The following is a 19966-nucleotide window of genomic DNA, read 5'->3' as shown; positions in this document are numbered from 1 at the left end:
TAGCAAAGCCTTATAGCTAACATGCAAATTAGTAATAATGAAAGAATCTGAGTTACCGACACTTAACGGCTTATTGTGTTTTGAAGCTACAGTAAGACATGGCTCTATGACATTAGCAGCTGAAGATCTTGGTATAACACAGCCTTTGGTGTCCCAAAGAATTCGCGCACTGGAAGATATAGTAGGGGGAATTTTAATTGATCGCAGTAAGAAACCCGTTACACCTACCATCGAAGGACTTAAGTATTACAATGAGTTAAGAGGCTCTACATCATCTATTTTGCGTGCTACTGATAACGCACGAGAAGATTTTCGAGAAACAAAAACTAAAATATCTATTAATGCATATTTCGGCTTCGCATTTCATTGGATAATGCCTAGGCTACAACGTTTACAACAAGCCTTTCCTGATTACCTCTTTGAAATCCAACCAACTAATAGTTTAAGTGATCTTACTACTGCACATGCAGATATCTTATTTCATTTCTCATCAGAAATTGGTAAATATCAGTTTGAAAAGATGTTAATTCCCGAAGAGGTTTTTCCGGTTTGCTCACCCGATTTCGCTGTTAAACACGGTTTAAAGCCAGGCCAAATGCTTAGTGACCTCAGAAACCTTCCTTTACTGCATAAAGATGTAGATGATTTTAGGTGGTTAAATTGGCAACGCTGGGCACAAGCATTAAATGTGAAGCCTTCTTCTAGCCCAATTTCATTTCGTTACAACAATTACCCCCTTATTGTTGAAGCGGCCATTGGTGGACATGGCCTTTGCTTAGGCTGGGAAGGGTTAATTAACCCCTTTATCGTTGATGGGAAACTCATTCAATTAGGGCCACGATTAAAATCGGAAACACGAGGGTATCAGATTTGCTCAGACCAATACGCTAACTTTGCAATAGGCAATGTAATCAGGTGGTTTATCAAAGAAACAGAGAAGGACTAGGCAATGAGCGAATGTTATTCGCTCATTGCCTAAAAAGAAATGCTACAAAACGTGAGCGGTCATTTTCATCGTTAATTCAGCGGTTTGTTTACCCAAATTTTTAAGTTGTTTAATGGTTTTCGCGTCGGTCACTACGCCATTGTCATCCATTAAGGTATTCACTTTGGCTACAGCAAGTTGTGCAGGTAACACCGTAACGCCTATGTTTGCCAGCAGCATGCGTAAAACCACCAGTACTCTCATTCCTCCCAGGCCACCAGCGGAAGCAGCCATAATCCCTGCCGTTTTACCTTTGAAAGCCTGCATGGGTTTATCGCCCTCTTCCATTCGACTAGCCCAATCAATAGCATTCTTAAGCAATGCGGGGTAACTCGAATTGTACTCTGGAGAAGCAATTAAGAAACCATCATGTTCAGTTAACAGCTGCTTGAAGGCTCTCGCATTTTCTGGCACACCAGACACTTTTTCTTCATCTTCATTAAAGATAGACATGGGGTAGTCGGCTAGATTGATGACCGTAACTTCAGCCCCCGACTCCCGCGCCCCTTCGGCCGCAATACCGAGTATAGCTTGATTAAAGGAGCCGTTTCGTGTGCTGCCAGCAAAAGCGAGTAGCTTCGTCATAATATAAATTCCTGTATTGGTGCCATTACAAATTTAACGTACCGTTGCGAGTTACATTACTACATTATTAGGCAAAAAAATGCGAATACCTAGCCTGTTAATTAAACATTACTGTAAAATGGCTCCCTACTCTATGAGTAAACATGTCGTGACGCACTCAATAAAATTTAGTTAAAGCAATACTTTAATCATAGTTAACGTTTTTATAGTATTGTTACTATACTTACTCAGATTGTCAGTGTGTTTTGAAAATCACGTACTGCTCAATAAGGTTATACACTACGAAAAAACGTTTCTTTTTCGTAGTCACCTTCGTGAAATGGATTTAGAAAAATTACATGGCGTACCTTTTTCAGACATTGCAGTCGAGAATAATTCTCCTCATCATTATGGTTGCCCTACCAGGGTTGATTGGCGTTTTTTACGACTCATATGTTGAAAGAGAGCGCGCTATAGAAGCGGCAATAAGCCAATCGGTTAATACCGCCAAGGCAACCTCGAAATTTCAATCTACGCTAATTGATAAAACACGTATTTTTCTACAAAACCTATCCAGTTTCGACGCGGTTAAAAAGCCGAACTCCCAAACATGTAGTGCTTTTCTTGCCGATGTACTTAAGGTAAATAGTAACTATATTAACCTTGGTGTACCAAGGGCAGATGGCGAACTACTGTGTAACGCCCGCCCCATGAAAACACCCGTAAACGTCTTCGATCGCCCATACATTCAAGAGGCGCTAGCTACACGAGAATTTTCGATAGGTGAGTTTCAAATAGACCGAGCAACTAACCTTACCAGCGTGAATTTTGCTTATCCGGTAATGAACGCCACAAGCGATACTGTGGTGGCGTTAGTAGTAGCGGTTATCTCACTGGAATGGTGGAGTGAAACACTCTCAGAGTCTCATTTACCCGATAATACCGTTGCTTACATTACCGATAGCGAGAATAAAATTGTTGCCGCATATCCGACCAACAATAACCTCTTAGGGACCCCATTACATATCTCCAGCACAGCAATAGAAAACTCAAATACTGCATTTGATAATAGCGCTTTTATTAGTAATGACCCTTATGAACGGGTATATGTAAAACGCCCATTATTTGAAGATGGCAAGCAAATAAATATTACGGTGGGCATTCCTCTTAAACACGCACTTGAAATTATTAATGAGCGTCTGATTAAAACGGCCGGTATTTTGACCGCGATAGTCATGTTACTTGTGGGAGTCTCTGTATGGGGCGTACGAAGAAACGTACTAAAACCAATTCGCACCTTGCTTCAATCAACTAAAGCCCTTGCTGAAGGCAAAGACGTAAGCGACGCACCTCTACATGGTAGTGTCGAGTTGGTTAAATTACAGCAACGCTTTACCTCTATGGCAAAAACACGGTTAGAGGCAGAAAAACGGCTTATCGATAGCCAAGCTTCCTTACTGGAAAGTAAAAATATATTAGCAAGTCATATCGAAAATACACCTTTAGGGTGCATTGCCTGGGATACTCAGCTTATCTGTACCGATTGGAATAAATCAGCAGAACATATTTTTGGCTACAAAAAAGAGGAGGCGATTGGTAAACATGCCTCGGATCTCATTATACCTCCTGAACTTCGAACTGAAATAGACGACGCATTCGCTCAATTGCTGAAGAAAAAGGCGCCAAAGCGAAAAATAAATAAAAACGTTACCAAATTACGCCATACCATTATCTGTGAATGGTATAGCACACCCATTCTTGATCTGACTGGCAATGTAATAAGCGTAACCTCATTAGTTCAAGATATTACTAAGAATATGCATTTAGAAGAAAAGCTTAAACTATCAGCAAGTGTTTTCTCTCACGCAAGAGAAGGAATTTTTATCACAGATAGCAGTGCTAACATTATAGATGTGAACAAAACCTTCGTTGATATAACAGGCTATAAGCGAAATGAAGTGTTAGGTAAAAAGCCCAGCATGTTCAAGTCGGGAAAACAGTCTCCCGAGTTCTATAGACACCTATGGGCATCTATTATCAGTAAAGGCTATTGGGCAGGAGAAATTTGGAACAAACGTAAAAATCATGAAGTTTACGCTCAACTATTAACCGTGAGCGCAGTCAATGACGATGAAGGCAATGTTAAGAACTATATTGCTATATTTAGCGATATTTCTGAAGCGAAAGAACAGCAATATAAATTAGAGCATATGGCACATTATGACGTATTAACTAATTTGCCTAACCGCTCGTTGCTTGCTGAGAGATTAGACAAAGCACTGGCCCAATGTAAATCTGACAGAGGGTTTGTGGCAGTAGCGCTACTCGATTTAGATGGTTTCAAAGAAATAAATGATAACTTTGGTCATAGTGTAGGTGACGAACTACTTGTCATTTTGGCCCATCGCTTAAAAGGAACTCTACGAAACAGCGATACCATTTCACGCTTTGGTGGAGACGAGTTTGTTGCGGTATTGGCAAACCTAAAACAACCCCAAGATTTTGCCGCTATCGTTAAGAATATGCTCAGAGTAGCATCTGATCCGGTTAAAATTGGTGAGCATCAACTTAAAGTATCTGCCAGTATCGGAGTGACTGTATATCCTGCAGATAATACCGATGCCGACCAGCTTATCCGCCACGCCGACCAAGCGATGTATGTGGCAAAACAGAAAGGCAAAAATTGCTATCACCTTTTTGATATAGAGTCTGAAGACGCGATAAAAGCCCGCCATGAAATACTCCAGAGTATAGCGAAAGCCCTAAACAACAGAGAGTTCGTGCTTTACTACCAGCCGAAAGTAAATATGCGCACCGGAGAAATTATTGGCGCAGAAGCCCTTATTCGCTGGAAGCATCCCGTTAAAGGCATACTCTCCCCTGCATCTTTTTTACCTTTTATTGAAAATCACCAACTCAGTATAGACATTGGCGAATGGGTTATCGAAGAGTCATTGCAGCAATTTAGTCGCTGGAAGCAATTAGGCGTGCATATTCCCATTAGTGTGAATATTTCTGCGTTACAGATACAGCAAAGAAACTTTCCTATTCGCTTATCTCGTCTGCTGGCTAAAGTACCCAATGTTCCCCCTGAAGCGTTTCAGTTAGAAGTATTGGAAACCAGTAAGCTAGGTGATATCAAGAAAGTAGCGGAAATTATGGATGATTGTGTAAAGCTTGGTGTGACTTTCGCCATTGATGACTTTGGAACAGGTTATTCCTCTCTCACTTATTTAAGGCGATTGCCGGCAAAAGTCATCAAGGTAGACCAAACTTTTGTGCGTGATATGTTAATCGATCCTGAAGATAGAACCATTGTAGTGGGGGTAATAGCGCTAGCTAAATCGTTTAACCGCAGTGTTATTGCTGAAGGGGTGGAAACCATTGCTCATGGTACATCACTGTTAGAGTTGGGCTGCGAGCTGGCACAAGGATACGGGATTGCTAGGCCTATGCCCGCCACAGAAATGCCTGACTGGATCGCACATTGGTCCACTAAAACCGAATGGAAATCTCCTACCCCACAGCTTCTCGATAACGAGGCATAAAAAAGGCCAACACGAGTGCCAGCCTTTTTAAGTACCAACATAGGCATCGCATGCTGATTATTTGCATTCGCAAATATTCAGTCGATACGCTTATGCTATCTGAATTACATTTTTTCCAATGTTTCTATACCAAGTAAGTTCAATCCTTGGCTTAACGTGTTGGCCACAAGTGCTGATAAGGCCAGACGGCTATCTCGCACTTCCAGTTCAATGCCGTCTTTTAACATTGGGCAGGCTTCGTAGAAGCTCATGAAGGCGCTAGCTAGTTCGTACAAGTATGTACACAACACATGTGGCGTGGCATCACGTGATACCAAGCCTACCACCTCTTCAAACTGCAATAACAGAACCGACAATGCGTGTTCTTGTTTTTCAACAATATTGATATCTACTGGCATGGTTTCAATAGCAACACCTGCTTTTCTGAATAAGCTTTTAACCCGCGTGTAAGCGTATTGCAAATACGGGGCAGTATTACCTTCGAAGCTCAACATGGTGTCCCAGTTAAACATATAGTCAGTGGTACGGTTTTTACTTAAATCGGCATATTTTACTGCGCCGATACCTACTTTACGAGCAACTTCCGCTAATTCGTCTTCTGATAAGTCGTTGTCACGCTCGGCAATCAATTTACCTGCACGTTCTACTGCTTCATCTAATAATTCAACCAGTTTAACGGTACCGCCGGTACGGGTTTTAAACGGCTTACCATCACTGCCTAACATCATGCCAAATGGGCAGTGTTCATAGCTTTGGGTGGTTTCCATAAAGCCGGCTTTACGACCTACTATTTCGGTTTGCTTGAAATGTAGCGCTTGGCGAGCATCAGTAAGAATAAGAGTTCTGTCGGCGTTTAACGTACCACTACGATAGCGCATGGCGGCCAAGTCTGTGGTGGCATATAAATATCCGCCACCGGATTTTTGTACAATATAAACCGCAGGATTGCCTTCTTTGTCGGCCAACTCAGGAATAAATACTACTTGAGCGCCTTGGTCTTCTACTGCTATACCTTTTTCTTTTAACTCGCTTATCACGTTAGCTAAATCGTGGTTATAGGCAGACTCACCCATAATATCAGCACGGGTTAAGCTTACGTTTAATTTCTTATAAACGTCTTCAGAGTGTGCAATAGACACATCAATGAATTTTTCCCACAAGCTCAGACATTTTTCATCACCGCCTTGAAGCTTAACCACGTATTCACGGGCACGATCGGCAAAGCCTTCTTCGTCATCAAAACGCACTTTGGCTTCACGGTAAAAGTCTTCTAAATCGGATAACGCCGTTTCAGCAACTTCTTGTTCCAGTTTGTCTGACAAATGCGCCAGCAACATACCAAACTGCGTACCCCAGTCACCCATGTGATTTTGGCGAATGACTTTATGGCCTAAAAACTCTAATACCTTCACCACAGCATCACCAATAATGGTGGTACGTAGGTGCCCTACGTGCATTTCTTTAGCTAGGTTTGGAGAAGAGTAATCTACCACTACGGTTTGCTCTGGCGATTTTGCTACGCCAATGCGTGGGTCGTGTAGCGCTAGCTCACACTGATTTGCCAGCCACTCGTTGTTCAAATGGACATTGATAAAGCCAGGGCCAGCCACTTCTAGTTTACTGGCTACATCGTCAAGTTTTACAATCTCAACAACCTTTTCTGCAATATCGCGAGGCTTTTGTCTAAGCTGTTTTGCCAACGCCATTGCGCCATTGAATTGATATTCCCCAAATTCAGGACGAGCACTGCGCGATACTGGAATAGGTGCGTTTTCAACACCCATTGTTTCTAAAGCTTCACTAAATCGATTAATTAATAATGCATGTATATTCATAGTTGTTCTTTATCTTAATTTTCGCGCGTGTTTTTAAATTCGATGTCTGGATAACGTTCTTGAGACAGCTGTAAGTTCACTCTAGTAGGTGCGATATACGTAAGATTATCGCCACCATCTAGTGCAAGGTTTTGCTCACCCTTGCGGCGGAACTCATCCAGCTTTTTCTCGTCTTTACAGTACACCCATCGGGCTGTGTTTACGTTAATGTGCTCGTACAACGCATCAACATTGTATTCGGCCTTCAAGCGGGCCACGACGACATCAAACTGAAGCACACCTACCGCACCTACAATTAGGTCATTATTGGCAAGTGGCCTAAATACCTGAACCGCACCTTCTTCAGAAAGCTGGATAAGGCCTTTTAGCAATTGCTTCTGTTTTAGCGGATCTCGCAATCGAATGCGCTTAAATAATTCTGGTGCGAAGTTAGGAATACCACTGAAGCGATAGTTATCGCCTGAGGTGAAGGTATCGCCAATTCGAATGGTACCGTGGTTATGCAGGCCAATAATATCTCCCGCATACGCCTCTTCAAGCAAGGCTCTATCGCCGGCTAAAAAGGTTAATGCATCAGAAATACGCACGTCTTTACCAAGTCGTGAGTGGCGCATTTTCATGCCCTTCTCGTACTTGCCAGACACAATACGGCAAAACGCGATACGATCGCGGTGCTTAGGATCCATGTTCGCCTGTATTTTGAATACAAAACCACTGAACTTGGTATCTGTCGATTCAACTGGGCTTTCGTCGGTCTCACGGCCTTGGGGCGCAGGTGCCCATTCAACCATGCCATCAAGCATATGATCGACACCAAAGTTACCCAATGCGGTACCGAAAAATACTGGCGTAAGCTGGCCGTCTAAAAAGAGCTCTTTATCAAAGTCATTTGATGCACCGCGCACAAGCTCTAGCTCGTCACGTAAGGTTTCAGCTAGGTCGCTGCCAATGGCATCTTCAAGTTCAGGGTTATCTAGCCCTTTTAAAATACGAACGTCTTGAATAGTGTGCCCATGGCCACTTTGATACAAAATGGTTTCATCACGATAAAGGTGATAAACCCCTTTAAAGCTTTTACCGCAACCGATTGGCCAGGTAATAGGTGCGCAAAGAATATCGAGTTCGCTCTCAACCTCATCCATCACTTCTAGTGGATCGCGAATATCGCGGTCGAGCTTGTTCATAAAGGTTAGGATAGGTGTGTCACGTAAACGAGTGACTTCCATCAACTTACGGGTTCTATCCTCTACCCCTTTCGCGGCATCGATAACCATTAAGCAAGAATCTACTGCGGTAAGCGTACGGTAGGTATCTTCCGAGAAATCTTCGTGTCCGGGCGTATCAAGTAAGTTAACCAGATGATCGTTGTAAGGAAATTGCATTACAGAGGTAGTTACAGATATACCACGCTCTTTTTCCATCTCCATCCAATCTGATTTAGCATGTTGGCCAGACTTTTTACCTTTTACCGTACCTGCAGTTTGCAGTGCGTTTCCGAACAACAGTACTTTTTCAGTAATTGTGGTTTTACCCGCATCTGGATGCGAGATAATAGCGAATGTTCTTCGCTTATTGATTTCGTTAAGAAAATCGGCATTTGCCATGAAAAATCGGTCCCGTTTCGTACCCGTAGTGGTACTTCAGTCTTGAGTATTTACTCGCTTTGCTTAGTGACCGTCTTACTGTCGCTACTTGCTTTTACCTACAAGATAACGAAGGGACACCAAGCATCACGCCTTCCTCTTTGAAGCCTTAATTGGCCCCCAAAAAGTGGAAAGCATTGAGGGAGTATAAAAATGCCGCTTATTATACATTTGTGGCAGCTAAAAACACGCTCTGCGGACGTTTTTCTACTAACTCACAGTCAAATACTGCCAGATGGATAAATTCTGCATTTAAGTGGTGATGAAAGCGGTGATGGATGTGCTGATGAGCCTACTCTTAAAAGCAGTGATAAAACGGGGATAAGCGCACTGGCGCAAGCGATATTAACATCAATCGACTCACCCTGTGCCTAACATCTTGCGCCGCTATTTTCCATATTGAACATATGCCAAATGCGATATGCCGGATACAGATTGTTTTCGCCTAGAAAAATAGCAATAATGAAGAATTATTTTTGTCACTTTTGATAAAGTTAGAATTAATAAATGAGTGTTAATGCCAAAACCGAAGATATCGAAGCCTTTGTTGCCGTTGTAGATACTGGCAGCTTTTCTCGCGCATCTGAATTGCTCGGCCAGCAAGTGGCTAAAGTGTCTCGCGCTGTGGGGCGTTTAGAAGGTGTGCTTAATGTCACCCTACTCAATCGTACCACCCGCCGATTAGAGCTAACCGAAGAAGGGTTAGTCTATTTACAGTACGCCCGTGATAGTTTGAATTTGTTAGAAAGAGGCGAAGAAGCGCTACGTTTGCTAAACCAAAAACCTTCTGGATTATTAAGAATAGATGCTGCAAGCCCCTTCGTGCTGCATCAGATAACTCCGTTGATAGGCGAATTTCGGGAAGCGTATCCACAAATAAAACTCGATATCACCAGTCACGACAATATTATTGATTTGCTTGAACACAAAACCGATATTGCCATTCGAATCGGTGACCTTAGCGATTCTAACCTACATGCAAAAAACTTGGGGCGAAGCGCGCTTCATATAGTGGCAAGTCCAGAATACCTCGCTAGCTCGAACGTTGATGTTGCACTGTCTTCATTGAGCAAACATCGACTCATTGGGTTTTCCAGTAGCGCAAGCTTGAACCGATGGCCTTTATCAGAAGAGGTTAAACTTAACTTCGATTTAAAGGCATCTAGTGGGGAAACCATTAGGCAACTATGCTTGGCAGGCCAAGGTATTGCCCTACTGTCACACTTTATGGTGGCAGGCGATTTAAATAACGGAAAACTTGTCAGCGTATTAGGCAAGCACTTACTTACACCAAACAACCGAGAACCTGTACAAGCGGTGTACTACCGAAACAGTGCAGTATCTTCACGCATCTCGGCTTTCTTAGATTTTATACAACCACGCCTCACGCTATAGCGACTTCGTTTTAGTACAGGTATAACAGAACACCAGCTTATTTGTTCGCCCTGTTTACCTATTTATTTAGTTTGCCCGGGCACCTTTGATATCAATTTTTTTAATGCCGACTTTGGTAACGCATTGAGGGTCAGCGCACAAAGCATAACGGTGGCGCCAACAATCACCATTGGCAGCAAGATTTCACCCAGTAAAAGCACCGAGCTTACGTAACCAATGATAGGCGTAAGTGTGCTGATAAGCACTATACGCTCAGGCGGAAGCTTTGGCCCAGCAGACACCATAAGACCAAAACCTAAACCGGTGGCAATTGGCCCAATATAAGATAGCGCCAACCAACCTCGCATGCCGTATTCAGCAAAGTTGGGGACACCCTCAATGGCACACGCAATCGCTAGCATTACCACACCGGCCAACGCGAATTGCCAAAACACCGCATCGATAACACTGCCATGCCATTTGTGAAATGATACTCGCCTTATAGACACTGCCCACAAGCCTGAAGCCAATAGCATGCCAAACAAAGGTAACCAAGCTCCAGGCTGGCCCGACGCGAACAGAATTAAACCTACGCCAATTGTAGAGACACTCGTCAGTACAAAACGTTTTGCTGCTGGTCGCTGTCGATACCACACCGTATCAATCACCAGCATCCACAGTGGCGTGGTGTAAATCAAAATACTCGCGGTACCGGCGGGAATATACTGTAAGCACACCGTAATTAACCCCATAGAGCCAATAAACTGTACCATCGCTACCGTAAAGATGACAGCGCGGTCGGGGCGTGAAAAAATAGGTAATCGTTTTTTGGTGATAAACACGAACAAAGCAATAACAGGCAACGCAAATAATAGCCTAAGTGCTACCATCCAATATGCACTTACAGAATCTAAACCTAGCTTCATTGCAGGCCAACTTAAGCCTAAACACAACACCGAAACAGTTAGCATTTTAATGCCTTTTGCTTGAACTGACGAAGGAGGCAACGCAGAAGACATATTTGATACCTATAAGATGAAAAAGCGTGTGCTATTTCACTAAAATAAAAACGGTAAGTGAAATTTCACTGAGCCGCGCAATATACGTGAATTACGCAAAACCGGATATAGACCTTAACGACATAATTAGGGGCCTTGTCGCGCATGAGAGCCTAGGTAACTAAAGATTAGGTTAAGGTAATAATATTGCCACAGACAATAGTGTGCGATGGCCTTGTTGAATGGGCGTAACACTATGGCTATACAAATCAGGCCTAAAGAAATATGCCCGATTAAATAAGTTAAAAATAACCTTGTCGGCACAAAACACCCCACCTACTTTTGGCTGCTTCAATACCACATTAAACTTATAGTACTTTCCTTCGCTAACAGGGTCGTTGTGTCTCATTACTCGGTGCCCTTCAGGGTAGGTCACCAGATTAATTGCAAACCTTTTAAATCGCACAATCTCCCGATTGATAACCTTTGGCATTTATCCTCTTTAGTTAGTTTTAACAAAGTAAATATTGGATGGTATTGTCTCAAAAAACAGATATGGAACGTAAGTGTACAGGTAGATCGAGAAGGTATAACTTGTGCGATTGTGTGTTCTGTTTAGCGTGTTCTGTTTAAAAGGAAGCCTTCATTATTTTGGCGTCTTCTTTACTCGTAGCCGTTTGGTAATAGCCTTTTCTTACTTCGATATGTTCAAAGCCAGTATTTTCGTAAAGGTTAATTGCCCCCACATTACTGGCTCGAACTTCTAACCACATTGATGTCATTCCGTTATGCTGAGCGTGCTGTTTAACGTACTCCACTAACGCCCGCCCTATCCCTTCTTGGCGACAACATTTGTTTACTGCAATATCCATTAAGGTTGCTTCATCTAGAACTTCAAGCACCAATGCATAGCCTACTACTTGGTCGTCCTTTATGGCAAGGACACCAAAATAAGGGGTAGTGGTGCAATCAACGAAAGTTTCAAAAGACCAAGGTTTAAATTGGGACGCTTCGTGAATACCGTAGGCTTGCGCTAATGCGCCCGCACTACTTGTATCTGAAATTAATTGGATATGCAAAATAGACAACCGAGTTAGGGAATTTAAAGCGCTTCAGGCGAACTTGCATTGTTGGATAAAGCACAAAGCATTTTCCACAGCTGCTTTTGTATTGCCGCCGTTAGCAAGTGAGGCGCTGAAGGCAAAACGATGCCATCGTAAGTTACTGCTACAGCTTGCCCTATCTTTACCTGAGTACTGGTTAATGATAGCTGGAGATACGCTAGCGCAACATCTAAGTCTTGTAGCCACTGTTTACCCTGTAATCGCTGTACTTGGGTTAATTCAACCATAGCAGCTGTTCCACTTGAAGCAGAATTGGATGAAAAGCTGGATGATTGGCTCGATGAATTAATAGACTCTGATTTTAATACATTCTTGCTTGCGGTGTTTGTTACAGATTGCGGTGCCGCTGATGGCTGTGATTGCACTGACGACAGTGATTGCGCTGACGGTTCTGCTCGCGAACCGCTGGCGTTCTGGCCAGCTGCTTTAGTTTGGCCAGAGGCTTTGGACGAGTCTGATGATACCTGCGCACGAAGTTGTGCCAACCGACTTTGCTTTTCTTCATTAGAAGGCATAGCTGGTGAATGGCTATTAGCCGTTGCAAAAGAAGCATTGGCAGAGCGCTTACTAGCAACATTAGCCGCAACTGAGCTCGAGTTTTCATCTTGCAGCGATGACTGGTTCACCCATACAGGGATCCCCATTTCTTGCAGCACAGCACGCTGAAAAGTAGAAAGCGACATAAAATCCAACCTCGTTTAATTACTTAACATTGTATAGTAACGAGAATAAAAATGGCAGATACAGAATGATTAACTTACTGAATTTAACTTAGCTTAAGAAAAGTAAATGATGATAAAAGTGAATTTAGAAAACGAGAAGGGAAAGTGGCAGGGGTGGAGGGACTCGAACCCCCAACCATCGGTTTTGGAGACCGCTGTTCTACCAATTCGAACTACACCCCTAGCGCGCTGTGCATTATACGGATGACATTTAAAAGGTAAAGCATTTTTCTACTACCTTATGCACTACCGCTTATTAAACAAACAAAGCGCTGTGAAAACAAACAAAAAGCGTGTATTACCCTGCATTTTGCTTATTACCCTCAAGCGCTGCCAGCCATAAATCGTTAGTCATGTTAACAATTTCCCTGTGAAGATGAACTTGCGCTAGCACCTCATCCTCATCTTTACCAACTTCTTTTGCATAGGCGATGGCTAATGCCTGTATTTCCGCCTCACTCATTGCGTTAATCTTTGCACATCCTGCTACATCGAAATAGCGATTACCCATGGCTGAGTATTCCCAATCAACAATAAAAGGAGTGGAATCGCGAACCACATGATGAGCAAGTAAGTCGTTGTGACACAGTACATAGTCATCTGTATTGCCTTCACTTTCCACTAAACTTGCACGAAGTTGAATAGCGCGTTCGAAAAGTACATCTCCCGCTTTTAACCCTGCGGTATGCATATAGTGTAACCAACGAGAAAATAAATTGAGTGGTCTAGCAGTAATTGGCAGCCCGTGGACACGGGCAAGTACTGATGCTAACGCTTCGGGAGAACGAATACTGGGATGAGGATCGGCTTCCTCTTCCCATTGTTCTACCCAAATTAATTCATCGTCGCTTAACCAAATAGGCTTTGGCGCAATGCCTCGCTCTGCAAGTTGCTGTTGCAAAACAAATTGATGGAATCTGTCGATGCCACTAAATGCATCTTCTCCCACCCATTTAACGGCAAACCCACGATCATGGTCTTTGAGATGGTACACCTGATTTACCAAGCCTGCGGGGTGACGTTCCACTGTGGCTGAATCAGATAAATTAAGTGCTTCTTTCAAAAGCGGAATGATAGTTTCCGGTTTCATCTTGCTTATTCCACTGTGCTAGCCATTGTAGATACCCAAAAATAGAAAATCCTACGTACCCAAGGAACAAGCATGCTGATAATGCCATCCCCACTTGAAAGTATAGAAAAGCGGAGGCCAAATTAATAAAAAACCAGTAAATCCAATTTTGTAGAACTTTGTGTGCCACCATAAAAGTGGTAATTACACTCAACAAATGGATACTCGCATCTAGCAGTAAATGATCACTATTAAATTGGGAAGTCACTAATTGAGATAATCCCCACGCACAGCACAACAGCACAGGGACTATCGTAAGATGTATCCATAGCGGCCATGAACGTACCGGCTTCTCTGTCCCCTCGTCCCCCCCTTTTGACCACTGATAATAACCATAGCCCGCCATTATCATATAGAAAAAATTCAGCATGGACTGGAACGGCAACGTCACCTGCCAAAACAGCCAAGTATAAATAGCCGTGCTGGCGAAGGCACAAAGCCAACACCAGCTGTTCTGCTTAGCCGCCAGCAGCACATAGGCAATGGCAAGCACTACCGCCAACCATTCCAGTGTTGATGTAGCTGCTATCTGCGACAAAAACTCAGTAAAAAATGCACTCATGCTTCAGCTTTTCTGGCTTGCTTATTGGCCTGCATGGCATCGTAGTTTAAAAACTTAGCCACAAAAATTGCCTGCCCGACCTCTTCGTGAGTTCGCTGCATTTCCTTACCAAGAATAGCCATCACATGTCCGTAATCACCGGATACCTGCGTGCTGGTAGAAGTCGTTAATACGCCAATATTACCGTAGCTATTCAAGCGATCGATAAATTGTTGGATAGGTTCTATGTATTCCCCCACTAGTGGGTATAGCGATAGCTCAACCATGACTTGCATAGCGTACTCCTAGAATTCGTATTTAACGGTAACGCCGAACTGTCGGCCATTACCTAATTGATAGTATGGTTCTGCAAACGCATACTCATCACGAGGGTCGTTACTGAATCCACCAAAACCTCTGGTGTAATACTCATTGTCGAAGGCATTTTTAACCCACACGCTGGTTTGCCAATTATTAGAAAACCATACAATTTCACTGTTCACTAACGTTGTCGAAGGTGCTTCTACGTCATGCCCATCAGAAAAGCGGTAGCTATCTTTAAAATCGATATCAATACGCCAAAGCACATTATCAGTGATGGATAACTCACTAAATAAGTTAGCTGTGTATTTCGGCGCTTGTGCTTGGCGCTGTTTTTCAATCACAGTGCCATCGGTCAGCGTATAATCTTCAAAGGTTGCATCTAGGTAGCCTACACTCATGTTCATGGTCCAGTTTTCATCTACCAGCCAACTTAACTCTAGTTCAGCACCTTTATTAGTGCCTATATCGGCATTATCTATAATGTCGATAAAATCAGGTGTGCCGTCTTCTCGAATTTGAACATCAAAATTACTCACTTGCGTATCGTCCCTATCCATATAGAAAAGGGCGGCTCGCATGGTAAGTTCAGGCATTAACAAAGGCCCCTTAACACCAAGCTCGTAATTCCAGTTGTATTCTTCATCAAAGAATCGCTGCTCATCTGATACGCGTTCGTCAGGGTTGTACCCTGCCCCTTTGTAGCCGCGAGAAATACTGGCATAGTAAAAGTGGTTCTCGGCGGTATACTGCAATGCCACTTTCCCGCCTGTCATCGTAGTATCATGACTACTTTCAAGGCCATTGTTATCTGAGTAGTCAAAACCATAGTTTTCTACACGTAACCCTGCCACTAGCGTTAGGCTAGTGGTGAGCGTAGATTCAGTCTGAAAATATACCGCTTTGGTAGTGGGTTCATACACACTGGTAAAATCACCTGATGCATAGGTGTACTCACGTAACAAATCTTCTTCGCTGGTTTTGTAAAACGCGCCAAGCGTCCAAGCGGTCGCGCCATCAAATAACGCGGCACTGTCTGATGATACAAAGCGTACTTCTGCAGTTTGTGTGTCTACATCACGGAAATAAGCGTCGAATGAGGTATACCCGAAAGGGTGAAAACCTTCATAAGTCCAATCTTCGTCATATCCATAACCAATATTGTGTGATGCATGAGTGGCGATGAGAATGAAATCACCGCCATTAGTCGAGGTAGTAGATTTCGCACTTACCGCATGAGTTTGATGGGTGTCAAAACCTGGCTCATCAGATAAGGTCTGATTATTATTATCTAATGAAAACGCATCATACCCATTGTCGATGTCATACCAACGATATGTCAGCGCCAAGGTACTTCTTTCGTCAATATTTCCAGCAATACTGATGCGCGCGGCGGTTTCATCGAGATTATTGGTATCATCACGCTTTTGCTCGCTGCCGTTACTGTTAACCACGGTATTTTCTACAAAACCATCACTACGGTTATGCATTAGTGCAACGCGATATCCCCAGTCCTGGTTGATGTCATCACCTGTAGCCACTTCCACCCGATAACTATCTTTGTTACCAGCTCTTAATTCAACATAGTCAGCGCCTTCTGAACCTACAGGCGTACTAGAAAGCTTTACCGCGCCTGCTAACGCGCCGGAACCAAATAAGGTGGCCTGAGGGCCTCGGTACACTTCTAGCTGCTGTGTATCAAAAATAAGCGCCGCTGCCGCTAGACCAGAGAAATCAAATTCGTCAACGATGAAACTAACAGAAGGGTTAATAGGCTCTACAAATTGACTACGTTCACCGATACCGCGTATTTGCACAAAGCGCCCACGAGAAGCGCCTGCGGCAAAATTCACGTTCGGCACACTGTTTAGCACACTATCAATATGGGTAGGCTGGCGACTGCTTAAGCGCTGAGCGCCCAAAATGGTCGCACTGGCACTTAGTTGGTCTAATACGGTTTCACGAAAGTCTCCGCTAACGACAATACGTTCAACGTCTTCAAGTTGTGTTTCTTGTTCATTGGTTTGCGCATTAGCACAAAGCGATGCAGCAATTAAAGAAAGACAAAATATTGGTTTTTGCATGGGATCTCTTATTCTTTTCTAAGAAAAAAGATCCGGGTGTACGGCAGGTGATACGACTATGTGGTCAACCATCCCTACGCCGGCATTATCCGGATCAGGTGTAAGGGTTCTCACAGTGTTGATGTGAATCTCAGTCCGCGGTACAGACACCCCTTGGTATATGCATTCAGTTAGAATACCGAATACAGCGAGGAGTCTACCAGTTACGCCAAAACCGTCAAGATATTAAACGGTTAACTTAGCGTACCAGTAAACATCGTATTTTTGTTATATGGCTTATTTTTGTTCTTTTAATTCTAGATTAAGCTTTCGTACTTCTTCGTTAGTTTGTGACACCAACGCTTCAAGGGTTTTACCATGCGCTGCAGGTTGGCGGGAATCTGGGTCAACTTTTACGAAGACGATGTCATCGGCAAAACAAATGGTTTTCTTGGTGGCTTTGTTACGCACTAAACAGCTTACGGTAATCGACGTTCTACCAACCGCTTTAGTCTCAAGACCAAATTCAACAATGTCACCTTGCATTGCAGGAGATTCAAAACTAATTTCTCCAATATGTTTGGTCACCAAACAATTAGTTTCTAATTGGCAAATTGCCCAAATGGCAGCCTCTTCATCAATCCACTCAAGCGCGCGGCCGCCAAATAAAGAGTTGGCATAATTTAGATCGTTTGGCATCACTAGACGCCGAGAAAGAAAGCGCATTCGAATTCCTTTAGATAAGTGGTTACTATAAGCAGAGAAAGTCTTAATTATACCGAAAAAACACACCTATGGCGCCACCGGAATTAACTCAATGGTTGTTTAACCCTATTTATTTGCAATCACGACAAAAAGTGTATCGCCGTCTGCTTTTGCTTTCTGGCGATTATGAGTGGGTTAATCAGCGTTTAACGTCTCTTTTAAGCGATATTCCCGCCTCACTTATCGTTAAAGAAATAGGCGCAGAGAACTCCCCCCTACGTAAGCATTTGTTAGGTAATGAGTGTGATATCGGGGTAGTACATTCACATCAAGGGTTTAGCCCGGGAAACCTGATGGCCATTGCAGGTACCATTCGTTGGGGTGGCTGTCTTATTTTGTGCTGTCCTGCGTTAGCCTCTTGGCATTTACACGCCAGTCCTACTCATCTATCTCACGGGTTTAAAGCATCCCAAAGCCTTTATATAAATAGGCTTGTAGCAATAATAAAAAACAATGCAGACGTAGCTATATGGGATAGTAACAACTGCCATATCCCTGATTTGGTGGCAAGTGATACCTTTGATTCGTTAAACCCGCTAGACCCGATAGCCCAATTGACCTCTATCAATCCGATAGATAAAGAAGACTTAAAAACAACACCGCTGCAGTTCGATGAGACTCCCCGTAGGTCACAGTTTAACTCATTGGAACAACAGGTTGCATTTAACAGCTTGACAAACAGGTGGTCGCAAAAGGTCCGTAAAGCAGTCATCACTGCGCCTAGGGGCAGAGGTAAGTCGGCGCTTCTAGGGATGTTTGTTGCAGCAAGGCTGGATAAGGGCGATAAAGTGCTCATCACGAGCGCCATTCGTGAAAACACGAACACCCTTTTTGAACATATTCGCAAAGGTTCTACTTCCCAAAACCTACGAGTAGAAGACGAAGTATTGAAACCTACCAACAACGATGCTGATGGCACTAATGGTCAAGACGCTCAAACAATTACTGCTGAAACATGTGTTACTAATAAATTCGTTGTTGAGGAGAACGGATGCGTACAGTGGCTTGCACCCGATAATCCCGTGCTGATCAATAACGAATGTAACTTACTTATTATTGATGAGGCTGCATCCTTTCCGTTACCTGTTCTTAAGTTGCTACTTGGCGCTCATGATAACTGGGTGATCAGTACAACCTTACAGGGATATGAAGGAAGTGGACAAGGTTTTATACAACGTATGATGCCTGCTTTTACGTCTGTAGGCGCTTTACACCTTTCATTAAGCACGCCGCTGCGCTGGACAGAGAACGATAAACTAGAGAGTCTGATTCATAACATTTGCTTATTTGAAGGATCTAAAACATTTGATACTACCCTCAAAATTACGTCAGAAACATTTAGTACAAATTATAGAATAGGTGTGATGTCTGCATTATCGGAACAGGAATTACACAGTGTTATGCAGCTGTTAGCCATTGCACACTATCAAACCACACCTGATGACTTTATGCGGATTTGTGACAGCCCAGATATCATATTGTTCACCCACTGGGACGCCACAAGATTATTAGCAGCTGCAATAATAAATTGTGAGGGTGGCGAGCACTTAATTGATGTTAAGGAGGGAATTGCAGATGGTTCCCGACGACCCAAAGGACATTTAGGTGCGCAAAGGCTTACACTACTCACGGCAAATCCGGAGACTGCAGCTTATCAATATTGGCGAATAAACCGCATAGCAGTAACTCCTCATCTTCAAGGCCAAGGTATAGGTACAGGCCTTGTAGGCTTTATTGAGTCGCAAGCTCTTTCGCGAGACATCGATGCCCTAACAAGCTCCTATGGCACTTCTGACAAGCTTAATCACTTTTGGCAGCGATGCGGGTTCAAACTTGTGGATATGGGTGAAAAACCCAACAAAGCAAGTGGAGAGACTAGTGCATTGGTGGTAAAAGTCATATCTGAACGCTATGGGCCGCAACAAGAAGTGCTGTCTTGTTTGTTTACCCATAGCCAAAAAACCGAAAATGTTCTTTTAAGTGACTTACCGGCTATCGTCAGAAAGACGCTAATGAAAAAGCTACAGCACTTTGCGAATGCTACAAGGCCATTAAACCAAGTTAGTTTAGCGATAAACGCGCTGGCCGCTGAACTATCTTTATCTACTAAATATATTAGCATTGTTGAAAAGTCTAAGAATGAAACTGAAGAAGTTACACCTCAACTTCTTTCATTACTTAGCACATCCCCACTTCCCACTAATCAGCTTATTCAGCTGTTAAACGTAAGCGGTCGTAAGGCTTTAACCGAGTCGCTAAGAAAAAAAGTACGCTATATGTTGTCGTGTGTAAAAACGTGAAGCATTAATTAGTTTAAGTAAATTAAGCAAAAAAAAAAGGCCTCCAAACGGAGG

At 43.2% G+C, this 19966-nt stretch carries 16 protein-coding genes, 1 tRNA gene and 1 riboswitch; of the genes, 4 read left to right on the top strand and 13 right to left on the bottom strand.

Annotated elements, in window-relative coordinates; all coding sequences use genetic code 11:
- The first annotated feature begins 37 nt into the window (after nt 1-37).
- Nucleotides 38-946: a LysR family transcriptional regulator gene (locus FLAVO9R_RS05595; protein WP_159529538.1), complete on the top strand. Its 909-nt coding sequence runs from the start codon at nt 38-40 to the stop codon at nt 944-946.
- Nucleotides 947-988: 42 nt separating this feature from the next.
- On the opposite strand, the gene FLAVO9R_RS05590 is transcribed toward FLAVO9R_RS05595, so the two are convergent.
- The gene (locus tag FLAVO9R_RS05590; RefSeq protein WP_159529536.1) at nt 989-1570 is read right to left on the bottom strand and encodes an NADPH-dependent FMN reductase; all 582 of its coding nucleotides are present in this window, start codon (nt 1568-1570) and stop codon (nt 989-991) included.
- 338 nt (nt 1571-1908) lie between these two features.
- Here FLAVO9R_RS05590 and FLAVO9R_RS05585 point away from each other — a divergent pair, with 338 nt between their 5' ends.
- Nucleotides 1909-5097 (top strand): EAL domain-containing protein, encoded by a 3189-nt coding sequence (locus FLAVO9R_RS05585; RefSeq protein ID WP_159529534.1) that lies wholly within the window; start codon nt 1909-1911, stop codon nt 5095-5097.
- A 104-nt stretch (nt 5098-5201) separates the two neighbouring features.
- Here FLAVO9R_RS05585 and argS read toward each other — a convergent pair whose 3' ends face one another.
- Nucleotides 5202-6932, bottom strand: coding sequence for an arginine--tRNA ligase (gene argS / locus FLAVO9R_RS05580; protein ID WP_159529532.1), 1731 nt, complete (start codon nt 6930-6932; stop codon nt 5202-5204).
- 14 nt (nt 6933-6946) lie between these two features.
- Nucleotides 6947-8536 (bottom strand): peptide chain release factor 3, encoded by a 1590-nt coding sequence (gene prfC, locus FLAVO9R_RS05575; RefSeq protein ID WP_159529530.1) that lies wholly within the window; start codon nt 8534-8536, stop codon nt 6947-6949.
- A 546-nt stretch (nt 8537-9082) separates the two neighbouring features.
- Here prfC and FLAVO9R_RS05570 point away from each other — a divergent pair.
- Nucleotides 9083-9970 (top strand): LysR family transcriptional regulator, encoded by an 888-nt coding sequence (locus FLAVO9R_RS05570; protein WP_159529528.1) that lies wholly within the window; start codon nt 9083-9085, stop codon nt 9968-9970.
- A 62-nt stretch (nt 9971-10032) separates the two neighbouring features.
- On the opposite strand, the gene FLAVO9R_RS05565 is transcribed toward FLAVO9R_RS05570, so the two are convergent.
- From FLAVO9R_RS05565 to FLAVO9R_RS05520, 10 genes are all read right to left on the bottom strand, one after another.
- Complete coding sequence (locus tag FLAVO9R_RS05565) at nt 10033-10968, bottom strand: DMT family transporter (RefSeq protein ID WP_159529526.1); 936 nt, start codon at nt 10966-10968, stop codon at nt 10033-10035.
- 172 nt (nt 10969-11140) lie between these two features.
- Entirely contained in the window at nt 11141-11440 is a 300-nt protein-coding gene (locus FLAVO9R_RS05560; protein WP_159529524.1) for a 2OG-Fe(II) oxygenase, read from the bottom strand.
- Between the two features lie 136 nt (nt 11441-11576).
- Complete coding sequence (gene rimI, locus FLAVO9R_RS05555; RefSeq protein WP_159529522.1) at nt 11577-12026, bottom strand: ribosomal protein S18-alanine N-acetyltransferase; 450 nt, start codon at nt 12024-12026, stop codon at nt 11577-11579.
- A gap of 23 nt (nt 12027-12049) precedes the next feature.
- Nucleotides 12050-12754, bottom strand: coding sequence for a hypothetical protein (locus FLAVO9R_RS05550; protein ID WP_159529520.1), 705 nt, complete (start codon nt 12752-12754; stop codon nt 12050-12052).
- Nucleotides 12755-12899: 145 nt separating this feature from the next.
- Nucleotides 12900-12976: transfer RNA gene (locus FLAVO9R_RS05545), tRNA-Trp, on the bottom strand.
- 115 nt (nt 12977-13091) lie between these two features.
- Nucleotides 13092-13883, bottom strand: a complete 792-nt coding sequence (locus FLAVO9R_RS05540; RefSeq protein ID WP_159529518.1) for a phosphotransferase — start codon at nt 13881-13883, stop codon at nt 13092-13094.
- Nucleotides 13840-14484, bottom strand: a complete 645-nt coding sequence (pnuC, locus tag FLAVO9R_RS05535; RefSeq protein ID WP_159529516.1) for a nicotinamide riboside transporter PnuC — start codon at nt 14482-14484, stop codon at nt 13840-13842. The genes FLAVO9R_RS05540 and pnuC overlap by 44 nt, the downstream gene beginning before the upstream one ends.
- A complete protein-coding gene (locus tag FLAVO9R_RS05530; protein WP_159529514.1) occupies nt 14481-14759 on the bottom strand; it encodes a hypothetical protein in 279 nt (92 codons plus the stop codon). Before FLAVO9R_RS05530 ends, pnuC begins: the two co-directional genes overlap by 4 nt.
- Nucleotides 14760-14768: 9 nt before the next feature.
- Complete coding sequence (locus tag FLAVO9R_RS05525; RefSeq protein WP_159529512.1) at nt 14769-16868, bottom strand: TonB-dependent receptor; 2100 nt, start codon at nt 16866-16868, stop codon at nt 14769-14771.
- 54 nt (nt 16869-16922) lie between these two features.
- Nucleotides 16923-17032, bottom strand: a riboswitch (TPP riboswitch).
- Nucleotides 17033-17144: 112 nt separating this feature from the next.
- Nucleotides 17145-17573: an acyl-CoA thioesterase gene (locus tag FLAVO9R_RS05520; protein ID WP_159529510.1), complete on the bottom strand. Its 429-nt coding sequence runs from the start codon at nt 17571-17573 to the stop codon at nt 17145-17147.
- A gap of 68 nt (nt 17574-17641) precedes the next feature.
- On the opposite strand from FLAVO9R_RS05520, the gene FLAVO9R_RS05515 reads away from it, so the two are divergent.
- Nucleotides 17642-19912 (top strand): GNAT family N-acetyltransferase, encoded by a 2271-nt coding sequence (locus tag FLAVO9R_RS05515; RefSeq protein WP_159529508.1) that lies wholly within the window; start codon nt 17642-17644, stop codon nt 19910-19912.
- Nucleotides 19913-19966: the final 54 nt, after the last annotated feature.

It is taken from the genome of Alteromonas sp. 38 (assembly GCF_902506055.1).
Lineage (GTDB): Bacteria > Pseudomonadota > Gammaproteobacteria > Enterobacterales > Alteromonadaceae > Alteromonas > Alteromonas lipotrueae.
The sequence above is the reverse complement of the archived record's forward strand: the minus strand, read 5'-3'. Positions and strand labels throughout refer to the sequence as shown.